The sequence below is a fragment of the Vibrio cyclitrophicus genome, from assembly GCA_023206055.1.
Taxonomy (GTDB): Bacteria; Pseudomonadota; Gammaproteobacteria; order Enterobacterales; family Vibrionaceae; genus Vibrio; species Vibrio cyclitrophicus_A.
Genome location: CP065366.1, coordinates 834,001 through 852,658 on the forward strand (window position 1 = coordinate 834,001; position 18,658 = coordinate 852,658).

Here is an 18,658-nt window from a genome sequence, read left to right on the forward strand (position 1 = left end):
ACATTTTTAACATGGGTATAGTACACACTCACCAGTTAAAATTGCGGAGTGTTACGTAACGCAATGTAAGCTAAATCATACTTTTCTAATACTAAACACAATATTTTTTTGCAAAGCGAGTAAAATAAACAATTTGCATATGGCGATGTTAACTCATCCACTCATTCCATTTTTTTATGGTTATAAGTACCGTTACTTTTCCGTATTTGATACTATTTATCTCCACAAAAAAAGTCCGTTTAATCAAATTTTGAAGAGATTCTTTTGAACTTAGAAAAAGCCCTCAGCATACTTTCTAAATCATCGCCATACGCGGTAAGTACAGAAAGAGAGCAAAATCAAGATCTTCTGGCTGATTATAAAAGCCATGTGTACATCACTACAGATATAGAAGTGGACTTTAAAAAGTCGCTGTTGTCCTCTAAAAGAAGTGACATCATATTTTTGTGTGGCAGTAGCGGTGATGGTAAATCTGAGATTCTGACTCAGTATAGCCAGAAGCATAAAGCGACACATGAATTTCATCTGGATGCGACACACAGCTTTAACCCAAATCAGACGGCAATCAATGCGTTAGATGAGCGATTCTCACAATTCAAAGGAAATGATAAGCCACTTGTTGTTGGCATTAATATCGGAATGTTAGGCAACTATGCTGAGGAAGGTGCTGAACAACACGACGATATTAAAGCTTCGATAAAAGCGTTCTTGGAAAACAAAACGGACGATATTCCAACGAACCATATTTTCTTAGATTTCGAGCAATACCCGAAATTTACGCTTGGCCATGAAGTTAGCACATCCGACTTTGCTGCTAAGTTTCTCGCGCGCTTAACTGAGCCAACGCTAGATAACCCGTTTTACGCCCTGTATGACAGTGAAGTGCAAAAGCTAGGTCACAGCAAGCTCACGGCGAACTATGCGTTGCTAGGGCTAGAGTCAGTGCAGAAGAATATTATTTCTTTGCTTCTGAAAGCTCGCTTAATCAAAGATCAATTCCTAACCGCACGAGCGCTACTGGACTTTGTGTACCAGATTTTAGCGGGTGATGATTACCTGTTCGACAATTTATTCTCTGGCTCAGATAACGAGCTTTTAGAGCATATTCAAAGCTTTGACCCAAGTAACATTCACACTCGCAAAGTAGATGAGTTTGTTCTTCAGTTTGGTTTGGGAATTGAAGATGAAGGCTTTACACAACTTAAAGATCAGGTGAAAGCACTAGGTGTATTTGATGTGCTCACTGCTGCTTCATACTTGCGCATGGTTTATCTGTTGAAAGACGAAGAGCAATTTGCGAATGGTTATATCAATGAGCTGAAAGCAGATTTTGATAATTCATTGGTGGATCAATACGCAAACATTTGGCTACTCCATCGTGAATTTGATGGTTCTGGCAAGCAGAAAAAAGAGCTTAATAAATTCTATAAAGATACTCTGATTTCAGCCGTGCATCGCTACTGTAACCGCAATTCGCCATCACTTGATAAAGACCAATTTTTTGTCTCTGAATACAACGGCTTTAAAACAGCTGCTGAACTAGAAGTGAAACCTGATTTTTCATCGATTAAAACACAAGCGGTGAGCAAGATAGGCTCATTTAACGCTCATATTCGAGTCGACGAACATTCGCTTCTGCCAATGCCGATAAGTATTAACTTGTTGGAGTTATTGGAAAAAATCAATCAAGGGTACCGTCCGAATAAGCATGACAAAAATGCGGTGCTTTTGTTGGATGAAGTAATAGAGCAGATCATCACGGTAGCGAACGAAAAGAATACTCTGTTTATTCTGAAAAACGACAAACGCTACAAGATCGTGAATGAAGATGATGAATATTTCGAAGTGAGTGGCTTATAAAATGACAATGGATAATTACACCCAACCATTTAATCAATCGTTGCCACAAACTGCGGAAGGCGTGCCGAATAAAAACAGCCTAAGCAGCTATTTACCTATTCGAACCAAGGGTAATGACTTTGATTTTGATGCTGTCATCGGCTTGGTTCTACGCGGGCTTCTGCGTAAAAAGGTAGAAGGTTATAGCTACGAACAGTTTGTGGCCGATTGCCAAAGTGCGTTTGAAGAAAAGCTTGGTGAAGAAGAGTTTTGGCAAGTGCTAAAAGAGATGTATTTTGAAAACAAAGACATCTTTACTGTGAGCCCTGAACTCCTTCTGTTCCGTGCTCAAAAAGGTGAATTTGCAGCAGGTGATTCACGTGTTGCTTCTATGTACACCAATTTACTTCAGAACATGCGTGTAGAAGAATTTGATGCCAAATTAAACTTTATTGAACGTGAAATGCTTTCTACGCTTCGCGGAAAAATGAAGTCTGACTCGTCATTGCAAGCGAGCGAGAAACCGTATCTACCTTATCTTTCGAAAGCATTCCGTGACGACCTGAAATTCTTGGCAAGTCGCCCTAAGTATCTGCTTAGTGAAATAGAGTCGTTCCTGTCTTTTTATGGTTTCGCATACACTGCGCAGTTGAGTTTAGCACTAACAGATTGGCGTAGTGGTCAAGAGCCAGTGGCTAAGCCTCTCTATTTCATTATGGATCATGAGCGTGCCAGTAATGAGCGTACTCATATTAAGAATCATGGCTATAAGCTGTTTAATGAGTCAGCCACTCGACTGTTCCCTATGCTGACGATGCTTGAGCTACTTCAGCCGGGTGTTGGAGATAAGAACGCGATAAAAGTACCCCTGTGGGAGATATCGAAGGGTATTCAAGAGTCGAAATCGACGCATCTAAAAGAACAACTAGAAAACTTTGCCAGAGCGTTTAAGTCACAGCGTAATCTAGACACAGCTCTAGATGAATCTGAACTGGCGCTCGACTGGCTCGGTAACATAATGAAACTCGCATCCGCACAGTTTAGCGTCGGCGAACGTTTCAATATCAACAAGAAGTATGTGTCAGAAGTAGAAAAGTACCTAGCGTCTCACTTTATTCAAAGTCGAGGCCGCAGCGGTCGAGTACTCGTACTCAATCAAGACTACATCATCTTATTGACCAACCTTGTTGTTGGAGAAAAGGACAAACTCCGTTTCCACGAACTGATCACGGCCTTTGAGCAACGTGGCATTTTCGTTGATAAACAAACAGAACAAGAACTAATTAAATTCTATGAGCGCATTGGTAACGTAGAGCGCATGAGTGATAGTGGAGACGCAGTATATGTCCGTAAAACAATTTGAGACCTTTCTAGTAGAGCAGTTTTTAGCTGATGCTGAAACACATATTAAGGCAGGTTTCCGCTATCAGTTTAAGTCGCCAGATAATGAAAATAGCATGCGCTTGTATCAGGCGATGACGGCTCATTCTGAAAACAGCATTGATGCAACTAACGATATCAAGTTGCCATTCATTGAGCTGTCTGGTTGCAAAATCGTGCCCGTTATTCATAGCGAAAACCCAGCAGAGTTTGAAGGCTTCACTGAAAACTACATCTCACATCTGCGTGACGAAGTGGCGAGTCAATCAGGCTACTTAAAAGGTTGCGCACTAGTGGTGATCCACAACAGCTTGCTTGATACCTTGATAAACTCTGCAGAAGACTTAGCTCAAGTGGGACAAGTTTGGAGCGCATCAAAGATCAAAGCGGCAATGAAAGGGTTAATCGATCAGCAAGACAAAGGACGCGATGTGTCGAACTGTCTGCTTGATGATCAATTCGATGCCATTTTAGAAGATGGCGCAACCATGTTTGGTTTCGAGTCTCTATACAAAGCCGTTGAAGACGGTGACTTACGCTTTAATGAGTTGGGCATGTTTGAAGACCCGCTCGTAGCTGAAATGAGTGGTAACCCTAAGCAAATCAAAAAACGCCTAGAAGATAACCGCGCACTTTACGAAGAGCTCTCTTTTGAAGTTGAACACTTTGGTGGTCAGCTTCAAGACCGCTTGAAATCATTCGGCGAGAAATTTATTAAAGAGAACTTCTCAGAAACAGATGCATGGAAAGACGTTGAGCTCGAAGCATTCCTACAAGAGAAAAAGCGCAATGCTCAGCAGCAACTTGTTCTTGAAGAGGAGCAAGCTAGCGATGGCACGACAATCACTGCACGTAACCGTGCAGAGACCAAAGCGGGCATGCGTGACCGCCACTTAATCATCGAGTTAGATGAAGATGTAAATGAGTTTGAACTGAAGCTGCTCTTCCAAGGTGCGAGCAATCTTGATAAAAGCCAATTCAAAATTCAGCCAGCAAAAGCGCTTAATAACGAAGAAGTAATTGAAACACGTAACAGTTTTAAAACGACACGAGCTAGCTTGAAAGGTACGTACAAGCATGAGCCACTGTTCTTTAACTTGGCGTTGAAGCGCGAGAACAAATCTGAAGTTTATAACTTCCGTTGTTTAGTGATTCGTAAGGGCGAGTTCTATATTGAACCGTTCAAAAACATCTTCTTGGTTGAGCCAGCGCCAGCGAAGCAGCGCTTAACCTTGAACATGGAAGAAAACAAACTGCAAATCAGAGCCAACGAAGGCAGCGCATGTTCATTGCTTGATGCTAAGCAGGTTGTTGATGCAGCAGACTACGCTGTAGTGGATTTTGAAGCCTTAGCTAATGAAGCTGACGAAATAGATTTCGCCGTTAAATCTGGCGATAACCAGCTTAAGTTTAATGTGGAAGGTGCAGTAGCTACTGATTCGTTGAGCTTACCTTTATTGATCAATAGAGGTCGTTATCACAAGCTTTTCAAAGATGAATACAACGGCGAGTTTTATTCTCAAAAAGGCAAAGTGGGTATCGATAATAGCGAGTTCGTTGTACCAGGTGTTCGTTTAAAGCTGCTTCGTTGGGAAGAAGATTTCATCAACCAAAAAGTTGTTTCTATTGCTGATTCGGGTGCGATTAAGCTCGATGACCTGCAAGCGATTGATGAGGCTATTCACTCTTCTTACGTTGAGCTTTTTGATTACCTAGAACAACGCCGCAGTACTCCTTCATTAGCATCTTGGGGAGATGAGTTTACAACACTTGTCCAAAATACAGTTGATGCTTGCTTAGCGTATTTTGAAGCGATCCCAACGGGTAGCATGCTGACTAAAGAGCAGAAATCAGCGTTGAAAATTGGTTTAGTGCAATCTGAAGATGAAGAATACTACTCGCCTTTCCATCCGCTGATTTTGGCGTATTACCTCAACCTAAGAAATGCGATTCGTAATGACAAGAGCTTTGCTCAGCTTCCTGATGTTACCTTTGAACGCTTGTCGCCAAAAGGTTTGCTGCCATATGTTTACCATCCTAAACATGAGTTTTCCTACAACCAGCAGGTGAAAGAGAACGCGTTTTGGATCAAGAGCGTCCCTCAAGAGAAAAGCTCTCTTACGTTCGTTCGTAAGCTGGTAAAAGAGAAAATCGATGAGTTCCAAACTGCATTCAGCCAACTATTCACTGGTTCTGAGAAGAGCATTATCGTTAATGCGGTGAATCAAGACAGTGCTGAAGAGCTGTTTATGGGGCTGGTGGATTACATCCGTAGCAATCAAGAGCAGTCAGCATCTATTCACATTAACCTGTATGACGATAAGCTAGCGTTCAATGCGTTTGACCGATTCGCAGAAACAGCCAATTACGATGAACTAAAAGAGTGGTTAGAGCTTAACAAGGGTAAAGTGCGTGAGGTTGCCGATACTATTATCGATATTCTTCGCACGCGCCTAACTTACAGCAAGTTCACTAATGCCCAAGCTGAAAAAGATGGTCAGTCTTATGCTCATCTTTCCTTTTTCCGTAATAACGACAAGGTCGATTGCTCAGACATTGCGATTGAAGATATGGCATCAGGCATAGCTTGTGACGGCCTACTAACGGGTGATGCTTCTGAAAGTAAATCTGGCTCGTACTTTACGGGCTTTGGATTGAAAGGTACGGATTACCAAGACTACCCACATTTGATGATGGCTAAATACGTCGGTGCTCTGTTAAAACCTGCGCTCAAGCCGAATACTCAATATCACGGTGCAAACGCGGTTGCCCTTGCCGTAAGTGAAGACTTTAAAGGTTTACTTGAACGTTCGTACGACAGCTCTATCTGGACGACCATTATTGATCCTAAAGTGACGTTGGACTTCTTCCATAGTAATGAAGACGTGGTATTGATTCACTATTCAGATCAGTACACTAGCTCATCTAGTTACGATGCAATCACCGTTACTGCGCAACGCGATTTGTTTGAGAAAGTCATCAAGCAAGGTGATGGTGGCCAAATCAATGAGTTCAACGCGTTCAACGGTGATTGGCTGTTGAAAATGATGACCTGTGCGCCAACCATCAATAAAGAGCGCAAAGGCGTGATTGGTGCCTACAAGTTTGTGACTAGCCTAGTGCATGATTCAGACATTACATGGGTGCCGCTGTCTGTCGCCGAGATGATTCGTGTATCGGGTAATATTGGCCTGAAGATGTCTGACAGTGAATTTTCTCGTAATGTTCAAGGTTACAAGAAAGGCGAAATTTCTGACGATGTGTTGCTGGTTGGCTTCAAAGACCAAGACATGTATTTGTTACCTGTTGAAGTGAAAACGGGCTCGGTGCCGAATTACAACAAAGCCGTTAAACAGTCGAAAGAGCTACTACGTTACTTAAGCCAAGACTTACTAGGAAATGATGACCTAGCGAGCAAGCTTTACCGTGGCCTATTTATGCGCCAAGTATTGATGCAAGTCGACAAGTATCGCCTATACAAGGTGTTTGCAGATGATTACTTCGATAGTTTACTTGCTAACAAAGAAGAGTGGCTAAGAGGTGACTATTCACTTGGTCAAATCGCAGACTACCCAGAGGGCTTTGTGGTTAGTCACCTTGAAGGGGCTGGCTGTTTACAACCCGACTACCAAATGATGGAAGGAGTGTTAAAAGTCGACCTACCGATGGGGCTACTTCCTGGCTTGGTGGAAACTCCGCTGCAAGAAGTGTTGAACGAATTAGATGTAGTGAAACTTTGCCATGTACCAAGTGAGTATGTGCTAAATGGTGAAACTCGATTAGAAAAACTCCCTGAAGCCGAATCACAGCCAACAGTTGTGGTATCTGATGAGGTCGAAACTACAGAATTAGTGCTGCCTGAACAGCCTGTTATTGAAGAGCAAGTATCGCCAGTCGTTGAGCCTATGAAGGTTGAGTCTAACAGCAACTTAAACGTATTGTTTGGCCATAATGCTTTAACACAAGCACCACTGAACTGGGAGCCAACAAATACTGCCAAATTCATGAATACCAATACTGGTATTATTGGCACTATGGGTACGGGTAAAACGCAGTTTACCAAGTCGGTGATCACTCAGCTTTACCGCAATCAAGTAGACAACGTAAACGGCGCACCTATTGGCATGCTTATTTTTGACTACAAATCCGATTATGTAGACGATAAGTTCCAACAAGCGACTGCGGGTAAGAAGTTTAACCTTCATAAACTGCCGTACAACCCACTGAGCTTGTTTGGTGATACGCCAATGTTGCCAGTGCATACCGCACGTGGTTTCTCTGAAACCATGGGTAAAGCGTTTGGCCTAGGGCAAAAACAACAACTGCGTTTGCGTAAGCTTGTGGGTGAAGCGTATGAGTTAGCAGGTATCCGCAAAGCGGACCCAAGTACTTGGTCAAAAGCAGCGCCGACAATCTCACAGGTGTGGGACTTGTTCATTGAAACAGAGCCAGATGAAGATTCACTATATGCGGCACTTGAAAGCTTATATGAACTAGAGATCTTTGAAGACGACAACACTAAGTGCATGAGCCTTTATGACTTGGTTGATGGCATCACGGTGGTTGAACTGGCGGGTTACCCATCAGAGATTCAAAACCTTGTAGTCGCACTTACGTTAGACCTTTTCTACTCGCAGATGCAGAAGAAAGGTAAACCTGAAGTTCAAGGCGATTTCCGCCAAATTACTAAGATGATCTTGGTGGATGAAGCAGATAACTTCATGTCCCAGAACTTCCCAAGTTTACGTAAGATCTTAAAGGAAGGCCGCGAATACGGCGTGGGTGTGATTCTTTCTACACAAGACATCACCCACTTCCAAACTGGTGAGAATGATTACTCAAGCTATGTACTTACTTGGGTAATTCATCGCGTAGCGAAGATTCGCCCGCAAGAGCTAAAAGCCATGTTTGGTGTCAACGAGAAAGCCGAGCAAGAGAAGCTGATGGAAACCATCAATAAGTTAGAGAAGCACTATAGCTTATACATTGATGGAGCGAAGAAGATACTCCCAATGAGAGACCGGGCATTCTGGGAGCTTTTGCAATAACTTTATGATTTAAAAGCCCTTTTAGGGCGTTTTTTTTGATTCTCTAATGTCAAAATATGATCCAAGATGTATAACTACTTTGGAGGGATATTGCTATAATCTGTGCCTAACTTGACGTTTTTCTTGGTTTATTTTTGCCGTACTAGTAACATCCATAGCGTTATTCCAATTACACCCATGCTCGTTTATGAGTACAAATTAGGTTTTTCTTATGCATTATGAAACAGTTGATCTAGATAGGTTAAAACTAGACTCTAAAAACCCACGATTACCACTGAAGTTACGTGATGCGACTAATCGACAAGTCGTTGATTGGATGCTCTCAGATGCTTCGTTGATTGAGCTAATGATGGCTATTGGTACAAACGGCTTTTTCCCAGGAGAACCTTTGTTAGTTGCGGAAGAAGGAGGAAAGTTAGTTGTTATTGAAGGGAATCGACGTCTTGCATCTTTAATGATTCTTAATGAAAAGGTCATACCAACAGTCCAACTTGGCTCTGTTAACCAAGTAAAAGAGAAAACGTCAGAGCGTCCGACAGCTATCCCTGTGATTAGGTTTGAAAGGCGAGAACAGATTGAAAAGTACCTAGGTTTTAGACATGTAACAGGTGTTAAAGAGTGGTCTCCTTTGGCAAAAGCTCGCTACCTAAAGTCTCTTATGGATACTGTTGCTGATGGCTTTATAACGAATGAGCAATATCGAGAGCTAGCGAAGCAAATTGGTAGTAAACGTCCATATGTTCAAAGGCTTATCGTCTCGTACGATCTTTACGAGTTGATAGAAAGAGAACAGTTTTATGGTATAGCAGATTTGGATGAAGACCGCTTCCACTTTACTTATTTAATGGATTCACTAAATCGCCCAGAAATCAGAAAATTTATCGGTGTTGATTTTGATAACTTGAATGTACTTGAGCACTTTGAACAAGATAATTTCAAGCAGCTCATCGAGTGGTTTTTCTTACGTTTAGCTAAGAATGGTCGACCGGCTATGAATGCAAGCAGTGGTCAGTTAGCAATGTTTTGTGCAGTATTGGGAAATCAATCTAGTCTAGATAATTTTAAAGCAGAAAGTAATTTGCGTGCTGCGTATGAGCTAACTTTGGATAAAGAGTCCGACTATCGAGATTTAATCTCAAACGCAGAAGATAGTTTAAGAGAAGCGCTAGTCAGTGTAACTAATGTAACTACCTTTGTACCATCAGACTCGGAGAGCTTGGAGAATATTGAAAAATATACAGCGGCTTTGCGTAAACTGATACAAAAATCTTGATTGAGGACAATGTCAGTGGTTTTCCAAAATATTACCGCAAAAATAGCGCCGGCATTCTCTGAGCTAAATTATCACTGCGATTTTGTAGAAATAAATGCTCTTGCTCGAGGGCAGCAAGGTATAGATGAGGACTATACAGAAACGCTTTATCCAACAAAGACTACAGATGAACTCTCTAATTTATTTTCATTACTAGAGTCTCGGGCTGATTGGTACGGGAATAGTTATCCTTTTGATGTTAACGCCAGTGAAATGAAGATCAGCTTAAAGGACCATATTGAAGATATCCATAAGCTCTACATTTTCTTTTTGATGTGCTCTTGTAATACGAAAATTGTACGAGAGGGTAATATTCTTGAGTCTGACTTTGAGCATATATCCACTTTAGTTTTAAAAGCATATTTACCGACTCACGCTCAAGTTCATCATTTCGGAAAATCTTCATACACCGATGATCGTTATACGGGACTCTTAACCAATAAGCTTGATACACTAGCTCAAGATTTGAAGTGCCAGACAGCATATGTCGCGGAGGATTTTGCAGATAGTGATACAGGAGATGGAGGCTTAGATGTTCTAGCTTGGGTACCTTTTCCTGAAGATGATTTTAACTTTATGAATATACAAGTATATTTAGGTCAGTGTGCAATTGGCAAGGATTGGGTAGGCAAGCAGACAGACGTGGAAAAGATGAAAAATAATATTCACTTTCCACTCGGTACTGTAAGCGTGATGTTTGTCCCACATGATCTACGTAAGGAAGATGGATTCTTTAAGCGTAATCGAATTCGTACTCACCTGATGTTTGATCGTTTTCGTTTGATGAATTTAGTTGATGCTGAAACACTTACACAAATGAGAGATTTTAGTACTTTTAATCAGGTGATTTCTAGGCTGAATTTTGACGATGTGGATATTACAGAGGTTTAGTGAACTCTGATTTTAATCGTAATTAACGTTCACTGCTCAATGAGGTCGACATTGAAAAATAAAGAAACTCTATGTTTGAGGTTTCTTCATCAAGATTATTTGGATTGTTTGGTAGCCCAGCTTATCCTTTAAGAAGGCTACCAATTTTTGGGGTAAAGAATACTCAAATAGCCATTGACAATCCGCTAAGTGACTTGAAGTTTCGAATACTAGCAATGCCATCTTCAACATGTGCTGCCCAAACTTGTTGATACTCTTTAGTATCAAGTTCTGGGTAGTACACCTTCAACATTAGCTCAGTTACCTCACCTGTTTCACCAAGCCACGTATACTTATCTAGCATCAGTGAACCATCTAACTTGGCTTCTTGACCTTGGTATCGAAAATCACTTTCAATAGAACGGAAGAAAGCAATACGTGCCGAAACGTTTGGAGTGATTCCAGTATAGCCCTTCAACTTTTTAAGCTGCTCTTCAGTTGAGCGAGTTAAGTTCATACGGTTCGGTAGCATTACACAACCTCCTTAATCGATTCTTTCCAGAAGTAACCTTCTTTCAACGTTGAAGATTTGGTTGTACCGTCGAAACAGATCTCGTAAGTACGAGCTAGGTCGTCTTGGATGAGGCTTGTGTAGTTTCTATCGATTTCTGTATCTGTCGATAAAATTACCACTTGGTGGCTTGCTGTAGGGAAGTAGTTCTCTACCAGTTTGTCACGGTGATGTGAATCCAATCGACCTAGTGGTGTGTCAATGATGATTGGAAGTTTACGACCAGATGTACGACCAAGAGCCTCTAGAATCGAGATTGCGTAGATCTGCTTTTCACCAGCAGACATCGCCTTACGGTTGATCTTAATACCGTGTTCATCAACTAACTCAACATCGAATGTTGCTGGGTTGATTGCAGCTGTGAGTTGTAAATCTTCCTTACGAGCAAGCTTCTTGTATGACTGAACGAACTCATTTTCTAACTGGTTCACACGCGCTTTAGTTAGCTGTTCACCAAACTTATCTAGCAATAAGATTGAGTTTTGCGCATTACTAACGCTTTGATCTTTGCTGGACTGATCTTTGTGCTTATCGTGTAACTTTTGAATTTGGCGAGCTGTATCCAGAGCTAGTCGAAGCTCTAGTTTGGCTTTTTCTAGCAAGTCATGGTATTCAATAATAAGTTGTTCTTTCTTCTTATCTAGAGCACGGACATCTGCAAACAATTCTTGCACTTGTTCCTGTTCAGGAGCTCGCGCGATATTGCTGGAAGCGTTGTCGAGCTCTTCTTCAACTTTTTTAAGACGTACTCGTGCCTTATCAAAGCGAGCAAAAGAATCTTGCGAAAGTTTAGATAACTGGTAATCGATTGTGTTCGACTGACGGTCAGAAATATCTAGAAGTAGGTCTGTAGAATCAAATTCACCTACATGGGCTTTAAAGCTGTCTGCGATTGCATTTTGGGCCATCTCAGTATCAAAGCTTGGGTATTTTGAGCATAGTGTTTCTAAGAATGAATCTAGCTCATTACCAAAGTTTTGTTTCTTCTTAACTTGTTGCTCTTGCTTGATTTGAGATTGCAGTCTTTGCATTGCCTTTGGAGCAAGTGAAAATGGAAGGTTAGTTTCCATTTCCATGCGGATTTGCTTCTCCAGTTCCACTTTCTCTTTAAGAAGGCTCTCTACTTTTTGTTGTTCATCTTCTCTGGTCTTAGCCCAAGCGCCGCCACTTTGCGTTAGCTCAGCTTCTTTCACGTTTATCTTTCGGGATTCTTCCCTTATGTTCTCAACGATAAAATCGGCTTTGCTACACAGCTTTTCAGCTTTACGTTCGTGAATAATGCGTTGCTCGTCTAGTGAGTTCATCTCTTCTTTTAGGGACTGACTTAAAGCACCTGCTCCCTGTTTTTTTAAGAAGATGTTCAGATCGCTTTTAAGCTTAGCTATAACATCTAATCCCAATAAACGACGAACCGCAGTTTTAAGTACGCTACCAGATTCATCTTCAGCTAATTCGGCAATTTTCTCACCGTCAAAGAAGAATAAGTCGGCAATGCCTGTGGGAATTAACTCATTAAGAAAACCTTGGCACTGTTCGTAATTCAGCTCTGGAATTTGGATACCATCTTTTTCAAGACAAAGGTTGTCTTTCTTGCCACGCTTCCAACCGCGAATCACTTTATAAGTATTTTCTTCGCCGTTTTGACTGTATTTAAACTCAAGCTCGATCGATGCATTATCTTGAACGCCACCATGGCCGACACCTTTGTGGATCAGTTGTGACAAAGCGTCAACGTACTCACCATTTGAAAGTAATTGGCTAAATGATTGGCGCCCGAAAAGCGCTAAGCGAACTGCTGTCAGTATTGATGTTTTACCGGCACCATTTAGCCCGCCAAACAAAATAATAGGTCGTTCGGTCCCTTCAATAGGGCCACTTTTACTTAAACGAGCTGGGGCTGGACGCAAGTCAATTTCATGCACACCGCGAAACACGCGAAAGTTGTTTAAAGTTAGTTTTGTAATCAACATTTCAGTATTTAAAACTCTTTTTGAAGCTGTTTATCTAGGTCAGCGAGCTGCTCGTTGTAGCGCTCAATTTCTTGTTGGTGAATATCAAACTCGGCTTTGCTTTGCAGTGAAGCATGCTTTTGTTTGATGTCTTCTAAGCTTCCCCAGTCTCGTTTCAATAGCGATGCGATCTTGTTCGAGATACCACTACGACGGCTCAAACCTTCCATAGAGACCTCTAACTCGATGAGCTTCATGATCATTTCAGGTTCGACATCGAAATTATTGCAAAGCTCATGGATTAGCTGTGCGTCATCTTTACCAAAACTTGCGTTATCGTCATACACCCAATCAAGGTCGTAGCCATAAACATCTTTAAAAATAGTTGGTAGAGAATCATCCCAATCCGGCTCATTTGGATCATGGATCCACTCTTGGCGAATAGCATGCAGCTCTGGCACTGTGATTAACTCAATCTCTCGGCCTTCAGCTTTAAATTTATTATCTAGCTCTAGTAATTCACGAAGCCATTGGCGGCGGTATTTAAGCCAGTAAGGACCAGGGACGTGCTTACGTTCGCTAGCAATATCTTCGCCTTCTTTTGCGTATTGGTAACTTACGCGACCGGTACGACGTTTATGGTTTCTGAACTCTGCTTTGTTAGCAGGATCTGTCGTCATTGCTAACTTATTGCGGAACTCAAGAAGAGGTGCCATCCACTCTTCACCATTTTGGATAAGGCTTTCCATCGCTCGGTCTTTAGTTACTACGGTACATGTCCAGCAACCAAAACGAGAGTTACCACAAGAGGGGGTAGTTTCGTCAATCACCATTGGGCATTCACCTTGGCCTGAAGAGTCTTTATATAGATTCCAAAGTACTAGGTTTTTACCGCCCCATGGGTTTTCCCATTCTAGGTCATAGTCATCTTTCCAGATGTTTCTAGTACCTAATGGCGTTTCTTTTGTCTCTAGGTGACATAAACGCAAGATCTTCCAAACATCGTCAACAGCCCATGTATCAATAGGGGTGTAAATGAATGCATTGGCTAACGTTGTATGACGAGCTAAACGAGAGCCATCAATTTTGTGTTTAGCGATAACCTGAGCACGCGAGGCACTTTCCTGGCTACGTGAACCCAATACAACAATCACCTCATCAAACTGAGATACTTTGCTTTTGATGAAGTCACTAACCGGATCTATCTTCATTCGCTCAGTACACCAACGAAATGAACGCGTCGGTGCTGGGTAGCCTTTACCAAGAAGACTTGACCAGAACGTTTGGTCTGACTCAGGTACAACTTTGTGGCAGCTGATTGGCAAGTCGTCGCGCTTGGCTCCTTTTTGTATCGCAGCTAAGGAGTCTTTAATGTGGTTAACAACAACAGGTGTCTCAACCAGTGTGTCTGATGAAACGACAAATACGGGTTTGTGGCGTTGCTCTTTTTCTAGGCCAAGTAGTGCCATATAGATTAAAGACATGATAGCGGAGGAGTCTTTACCACCACTGTAGCCAATTACCCATGGGCGGTTGTCTGCACAATAGACGCGTTGAACGTCAGCAACATAGTAGCTGAGTTTGTTATTTGCGAACTCTTCAGCGTTGATGAATTCTTGGTATTCTTCGGCGAGATCTTCTGCCAATTTTAGCTCATGTATCATGATAACTGCTTCTCTAGAGCTTTTTCTTCTGGGGTTAGTGGTAACCCAAGTTCAATTTTAAGTGCGTTTGCTGTGAGCTGAATATTGATATTCGATTTACTCAACTTGCCGTGGTTCATGCTGCGCTTTATCCATTCAGGGTTGGTTTTCAACCAATTAACCTTCCCTAGTAACTGAAGCTTTTCTTTCCATTGTTTTGGTTCTTGGCACAACAGGTGTTTACCCAAGACGCCAATCGCATGCAGCCCGACACCATGTGCGTGAATGTATTCTTGTCGAAGCTGTGCAGGGGATACCTGTTTGTCGATCACCATTTGCCAATCTTTAATATGGCGAGTGACCTCTTCCCAAAACTCAGACGCTAACTGCTTCTCTTCTTCAGTGAAACCATCTTTAGGCCCTTTACTTAAAAGTGCTCGTGTTGATTGTTTAATACTGCTTAAAGTAAATAGCTTGTTCGACTTTGGACTGATGTTGGACTTTTCCATTTCAGTCATTCCGATGAAGGGCTTCACTTTAGCTGCTAATTCACGCGCTAATTCAGAGCTTTCGTCTCGGTGATCGTAGAGAGTGCCAAGTGATGGACTGGGTTTTACTGCGTACTTGTTTAAGTCAGCAAACATTTGTTGGCTTCTACCTAAACCTTCATCGATGAAGAACAATACTGGAATGTTATCTTGCCCAAGGTCTGGATTTTCTCTTAGTGCTTCTTCTATCGCTTTACGACGGTGTTGGCCATCGTTAATTAGAATCTGCGCATCCATCGGGATTTGAAGTGTACCTAAATTAGGCGCACCTTCATGATCGTGGAAAGATATATCAACTCCAACCGATGCTGTTAATGCTGAGAATACGTACTCTTTAGGGTTGTCGAGTAGGTATCTGACCATTTCAGGTATGCGAGTCTTGTTTAATGTTCTTTGAGCTCTAAGCTCTGGTGGAACATCATCTTCGTTATAACTGAAAATCTTAGGGATGATTCGAAGAGGGCATGTCGCAATGTAAAATGGACGTCCTGCTTGAATACCTCTGACAGCTGGAAATGAATAGCAATAGCCTGAATCTTGATTTTGCATAGTGAACTCTAAGTTATGTTATTTGTCTATGACATAAACCATAGTTGGTATGTCATATTTTGACAAACTAAGCTTTTAGTTTGTTATGCTTTAGTCTTATCTATGCGAATTATTACATAGGTATGCCAAAATAGGCTGAATATTTTACAGGTATGTAGGCCAGATATCTATGGTAACCATAGGTTTTTATAGTACTAAAAAAACGCTATTTTGAACTTAGCGTAAACCCTTTGATTTCTTTATGTTCTTTATCTAATAGCACTTCAAACTCTGTTCTCATCATCTGTGTTTCTTCGGTTGGTTCAAACTCCATGAGTTTTGCTAATCGTTTATCAAAGCTCTGTTGTTTCTTGTAGTTCTCGTGCTCGGTTGGCATGTAAAGGTGCTTATTAAGCAGTGGTGGCCTGCGTTCTTCATTCACGTAGTCGAAGAAGTCGATGTCTTGTTCTGCCATCTTTATCTTTATGCGCTCGACTAAGAAAGGCACCGATTTTTCAAAGTCATCATAAGCGGTCAGGGTAAGTTTTCCTGATGTGATATGAATTTTAATGAGATCGATCTCTTCATCCAGTTCGCCATACATTTGCAACCCTGCACCAACGTATGCTCGCAGCAATAGTGGTAAGTCGTCGATAAAGTCTCGATGTAGGATCAGTGAATGTCCTTCGTTGAGTAGGCTTGCTGGCAGTTGGCGGTGTGCTTTCTCGCATTGCTGCTGGATTAAGTTGGTGTCTGCAATCGCGAACAGCAATTCTGCAGCCAGGTTGATCGCGGTTTTGTAATCATCAAACAAGGCTTTGATGTCACGCTTTAATGGCTCCGGCTGCTGCGTGTAGGGTTTTCTTTTCTCAAACAGTCCAATAGCAAAGTAGAGGAGAAGATCTTCTTTTCGGCTCTTTTCTGCTTGTTCAAACTCTTGGGTATCAAACATCTCTTGCAGCAAGTTGAACACTTTTTTGTGTGAGCCGATCAGCTCTCGGATTTTGTCAGAGTGTTCAAATTCGTCGTTGGCTGGAATACGCCCTAGCTCTAAGCAGGTATTCCAAAAGCTGTTGAACAAATCTTGATGCTGAGTGATAAGTAGCTTGGCTTTATCTTTAGCTTCTATAGGTTCTGGCGAAGTCAGTTGTTGCCACTTGTGGTGTCGTTTGTATTTACTCTGTAGGTATTGCTGTTCTTCGAGTTTGTCTTTGAATATATAGAAAATACCGGGCGCGACGGTAATTGCGTCTTCTTGAAGGCTTCTTTCTATGTATGCTTTGATCTCAGATTGCGCGTAGTACTTTTGGAAGGTGTTACGAGAGGTAATGACCCCATCTTTATAAGGTTTGAACTGAGCAATGTAGTTTTCGTTAGCCAGCATGACAGAAACCACCAGAAGCTTATCTGCTAGCTCCCATGCGCCTAGTAGGGCATCGAGTCTTTCATCTTGATCTTCTATCACGTTAAGAACAAACCCTATGTTTACGATATTAGAATTGGATTTGTCGTTGTCGGGTTGAAAGTTCGGATCCCAACCCAGAGCGTCAAGGCCATGTGCTTCGAGCTCTCTTAAATCGTCTCCGCGGCCGCAGCCGTAATCGAAAATTGAGTACTCGCCTTTTAAGTAACCATGTTTAACGAGAGTCTTCATTGGTGCAGAGAGTTCATGGCGCACGATGGCCGTTTTGTGCCTATCAATCCCAGCCTCTTCTTGCGTTGTCATCGAAGAGCATCGGAATAGTCGACCATCGACAAGCTCGTAACCATGGCGTGCTATTAGGTTTTCCCAAGAACGTTTAAAACCAATCAAACGGCTGTTTTCGTACAGGCCTGCATTCTCGCCTTCTTGTGTGAGTGAAACGAAGTGTTCGTAATATTCACTTGTTGGCAAAACCATGGTTTCTTTTCTATGTAAGATCGGTGGGTTTTCAGATTCGCGATAACCTGTAATTTTGTGGCTTAGCTTAGAGAGGTCGACATTGAGACTTTGTGCTAATGCGGGATAGGAATCTGTATAAAAATCAGGGTAATAAAGAAGAGATAAACGGAACTCTTTTTTAAACAACTTAACGAGGTTCCAGTCTTTTTCATCTAAGTTAACGGCTTTTGCTACGGCAGGAATGAACTGTGTTAACACTTTAGGCAATGCGCTGAATGCGTCTTTATGAAGATAAATGGCATCGGGAAGTTGTTTTCCAACTTTTATTTGAGAAGTAAGTTCAGCAAATAACTCTTCGTTCATTCCTATTCCTTAGATGTTTTTGAAGATTATAAATCATCAAACAATGCCTGTGTGGCGCTGCCTTTTGCACTTTTTGTGTTTACGCGAAGCCCATCACTTCGGCGCTGTCGGATAAGTGCGTATTTTGAATTATCAGCACCAACGCTAATATGTAGAGGTTTATCTTTGCCATAAAAATAGAGGCGGTCGAACTCTAAATGCGTGCAGATAAATCGAGCGACCTCATCCATACGTTGCTCATACCCTTCAACATAAATATCACACGCAGCCCCATTGCGCTTACAGATACGGCTATCCCGGGAGTTGAGTTCCATAGAGGCATGTTGGTCAATATTGGGCGCCATATCTCCAGGGCTATTTTTCAATATCCACCTTAAAAGGGTATGGCTTGTATAACCATAGGTCACCGTTACTTCTCCTAGTGAGCGTTCGATAGGCTGTAAAATTTGAACCACTAAACACTGAAGCTCAGTGGCAGAAAGTTTATTAACCTTGTTGTCTCCTAAGTAATTAGGGTGCCGAGACTTATGCCAATCAATAAGCTTGTGGTGCATATTCTGTCCTTAGGGTTCTTGCTTCCTACTATATTTAACGGACGACGACAGCAAAATCAATGCAATTCGGGGGCTATGTATGTTGTTTATTCTTGCTTTACTCTGCATCTTTTTGTTGGGGTATCTTGCCCAAACTACGGGCCTTTGTATGGTGAGAGGAGTAAAGGAGGC

General features: G+C 41.9%; 11 protein-coding genes. 5 read left to right on the plus strand and 6 right to left on the minus strand.

Annotated elements, in window-relative coordinates; genetic code table 11:
* Nucleotides 1–264: 264 nt before the first annotated feature.
* The 5 genes from dptF to ITG09_03705 all read left to right on the plus strand — a co-directional run bounded on the left by dptF (nt 265) and on the right by ITG09_03705 (nt 10,470).
* The gene (gene dptF / locus ITG09_03685) at nt 265–1,860 is read left to right on the plus strand and encodes a DNA phosphorothioation-dependent restriction protein DptF (GenBank protein UPR52758.1); all 1,596 of its coding nucleotides are present in this window, start codon (nt 265–267) and stop codon (nt 1,858–1,860) included.
* 1 nt (nt 1,861) lies between these two features.
* Nucleotides 1,862–3,202: a DNA phosphorothioation-dependent restriction protein DptG gene (gene dptG, locus ITG09_03690; protein UPR52759.1), complete on the plus strand. Its 1,341-nt coding sequence runs from the start codon at nt 1,862–1,864 to the stop codon at nt 3,200–3,202.
* The gene (dptH, locus tag ITG09_03695; GenBank protein UPR52760.1) at nt 3,183–8,267 is read left to right on the plus strand and encodes a DNA phosphorothioation-dependent restriction protein DptH; all 5,085 of its coding nucleotides are present in this window, start codon (nt 3,183–3,185) and stop codon (nt 8,265–8,267) included. Before dptG ends, dptH begins: the two co-directional genes overlap by 20 nt.
* Before the next feature lie 211 nt (nt 8,268–8,478).
* Entirely contained in the window at nt 8,479–9,540 is a 1,062-nt protein-coding gene (locus tag ITG09_03700) for a hypothetical protein (protein UPR52761.1), read from the plus strand.
* Nucleotides 9,541–9,555: 15 nt separating this feature from the next.
* Complete coding sequence (locus tag ITG09_03705) at nt 9,556–10,470, plus strand: hypothetical protein (protein UPR52762.1); 915 nt, start codon at nt 9,556–9,558, stop codon at nt 10,468–10,470.
* A gap of 163 nt (nt 10,471–10,633) precedes the next feature.
* On the opposite strand, the gene dndE is transcribed toward ITG09_03705, so the two are convergent.
* From dndE to ITG09_03735, 6 genes are all read right to left on the minus strand, one after another.
* Nucleotides 10,634–10,981, minus strand: a complete 348-nt coding sequence (gene dndE / locus ITG09_03710) for a DNA sulfur modification protein DndE (protein ID UPR52763.1) — start codon at nt 10,979–10,981, stop codon at nt 10,634–10,636.
* Nucleotides 10,981–12,990: a DNA sulfur modification protein DndD gene (dndD, locus tag ITG09_03715; protein UPR52764.1), complete on the minus strand. Its 2,010-nt coding sequence runs from the start codon at nt 12,988–12,990 to the stop codon at nt 10,981–10,983. Before dndD ends, dndE begins: the two co-directional genes overlap by 1 nt.
* 8 nt (nt 12,991–12,998) lie before the next feature.
* On the minus strand, nt 12,999–14,633 hold the full coding sequence (locus ITG09_03720) for a DNA phosphorothioation system sulfurtransferase DndC (protein UPR52765.1): 1,635 nt from the start codon (nt 14,631–14,633) through the stop codon (nt 12,999–13,001).
* Nucleotides 14,630–15,709 (minus strand): DNA sulfur modification protein DndB, encoded by a 1,080-nt coding sequence (dndB, locus tag ITG09_03725; protein ID UPR52766.1) that lies wholly within the window; start codon nt 15,707–15,709, stop codon nt 14,630–14,632. The genes ITG09_03720 and dndB overlap by 4 nt, the downstream gene beginning before the upstream one ends.
* A 205-nt stretch (nt 15,710–15,914) precedes the next feature.
* On the minus strand, nt 15,915–17,933 hold the full coding sequence (locus tag ITG09_03730) for a DNA phosphorothioation-associated putative methyltransferase (GenBank protein UPR52767.1): 2,019 nt from the start codon (nt 17,931–17,933) through the stop codon (nt 15,915–15,917).
* Between the two features lie 26 nt (nt 17,934–17,959).
* A complete protein-coding gene (locus ITG09_03735; protein UPR52768.1) occupies nt 17,960–18,487 on the minus strand; it encodes a hypothetical protein in 528 nt (175 codons plus the stop codon).
* Nucleotides 18,488–18,658: the final 171 nt, after the last annotated feature.

What these genes read in the sequence shown, in the direction of transcription:
- dptG (UPR52759.1), top strand. Translation starts at nt 1,862, where the DNA reads ATGACAATGGATAATTACACCCAACCATTTAATCAATCGTTGCCACAA.
- dptH (UPR52760.1), top strand. Translation starts at nt 3,183, where the DNA reads ATGTCCGTAAAACAATTTGAGACCTTTCTAGTAGAGCAGTTTTTAGCT.
- ITG09_03700 (UPR52761.1), top strand. Translation starts at nt 8,479, where the DNA reads ATGCATTATGAAACAGTTGATCTAGATAGGTTAAAACTAGACTCTAAA.
- dndE (UPR52763.1), bottom strand. Translation starts at nt 10,981, where the DNA reads ATGCTACCGAACCGTATGAACTTAACTCGCTCAACTGAAGAGCAGCTT.
- dndD (UPR52764.1), bottom strand. Translation starts at nt 12,990, where the DNA reads ATGTTGATTACAAAACTAACTTTAAACAACTTTCGCGTGTTTCGCGGT.
- ITG09_03720 (UPR52765.1), bottom strand. Translation starts at nt 14,633, where the DNA reads ATGATACATGAGCTAAAATTGGCAGAAGATCTCGCCGAAGAATACCAA.
- dndB (UPR52766.1), bottom strand. Translation starts at nt 15,709, where the DNA reads ATGCAAAATCAAGATTCAGGCTATTGCTATTCATTTCCAGCTGTCAGA.
- ITG09_03730 (UPR52767.1), bottom strand. Translation starts at nt 17,933, where the DNA reads ATGAACGAAGAGTTATTTGCTGAACTTACTTCTCAAATAAAAGTTGGA.
- ITG09_03735 (UPR52768.1), bottom strand. Translation starts at nt 18,487, where the DNA reads ATGCACCACAAGCTTATTGATTGGCATAAGTCTCGGCACCCTAATTAC.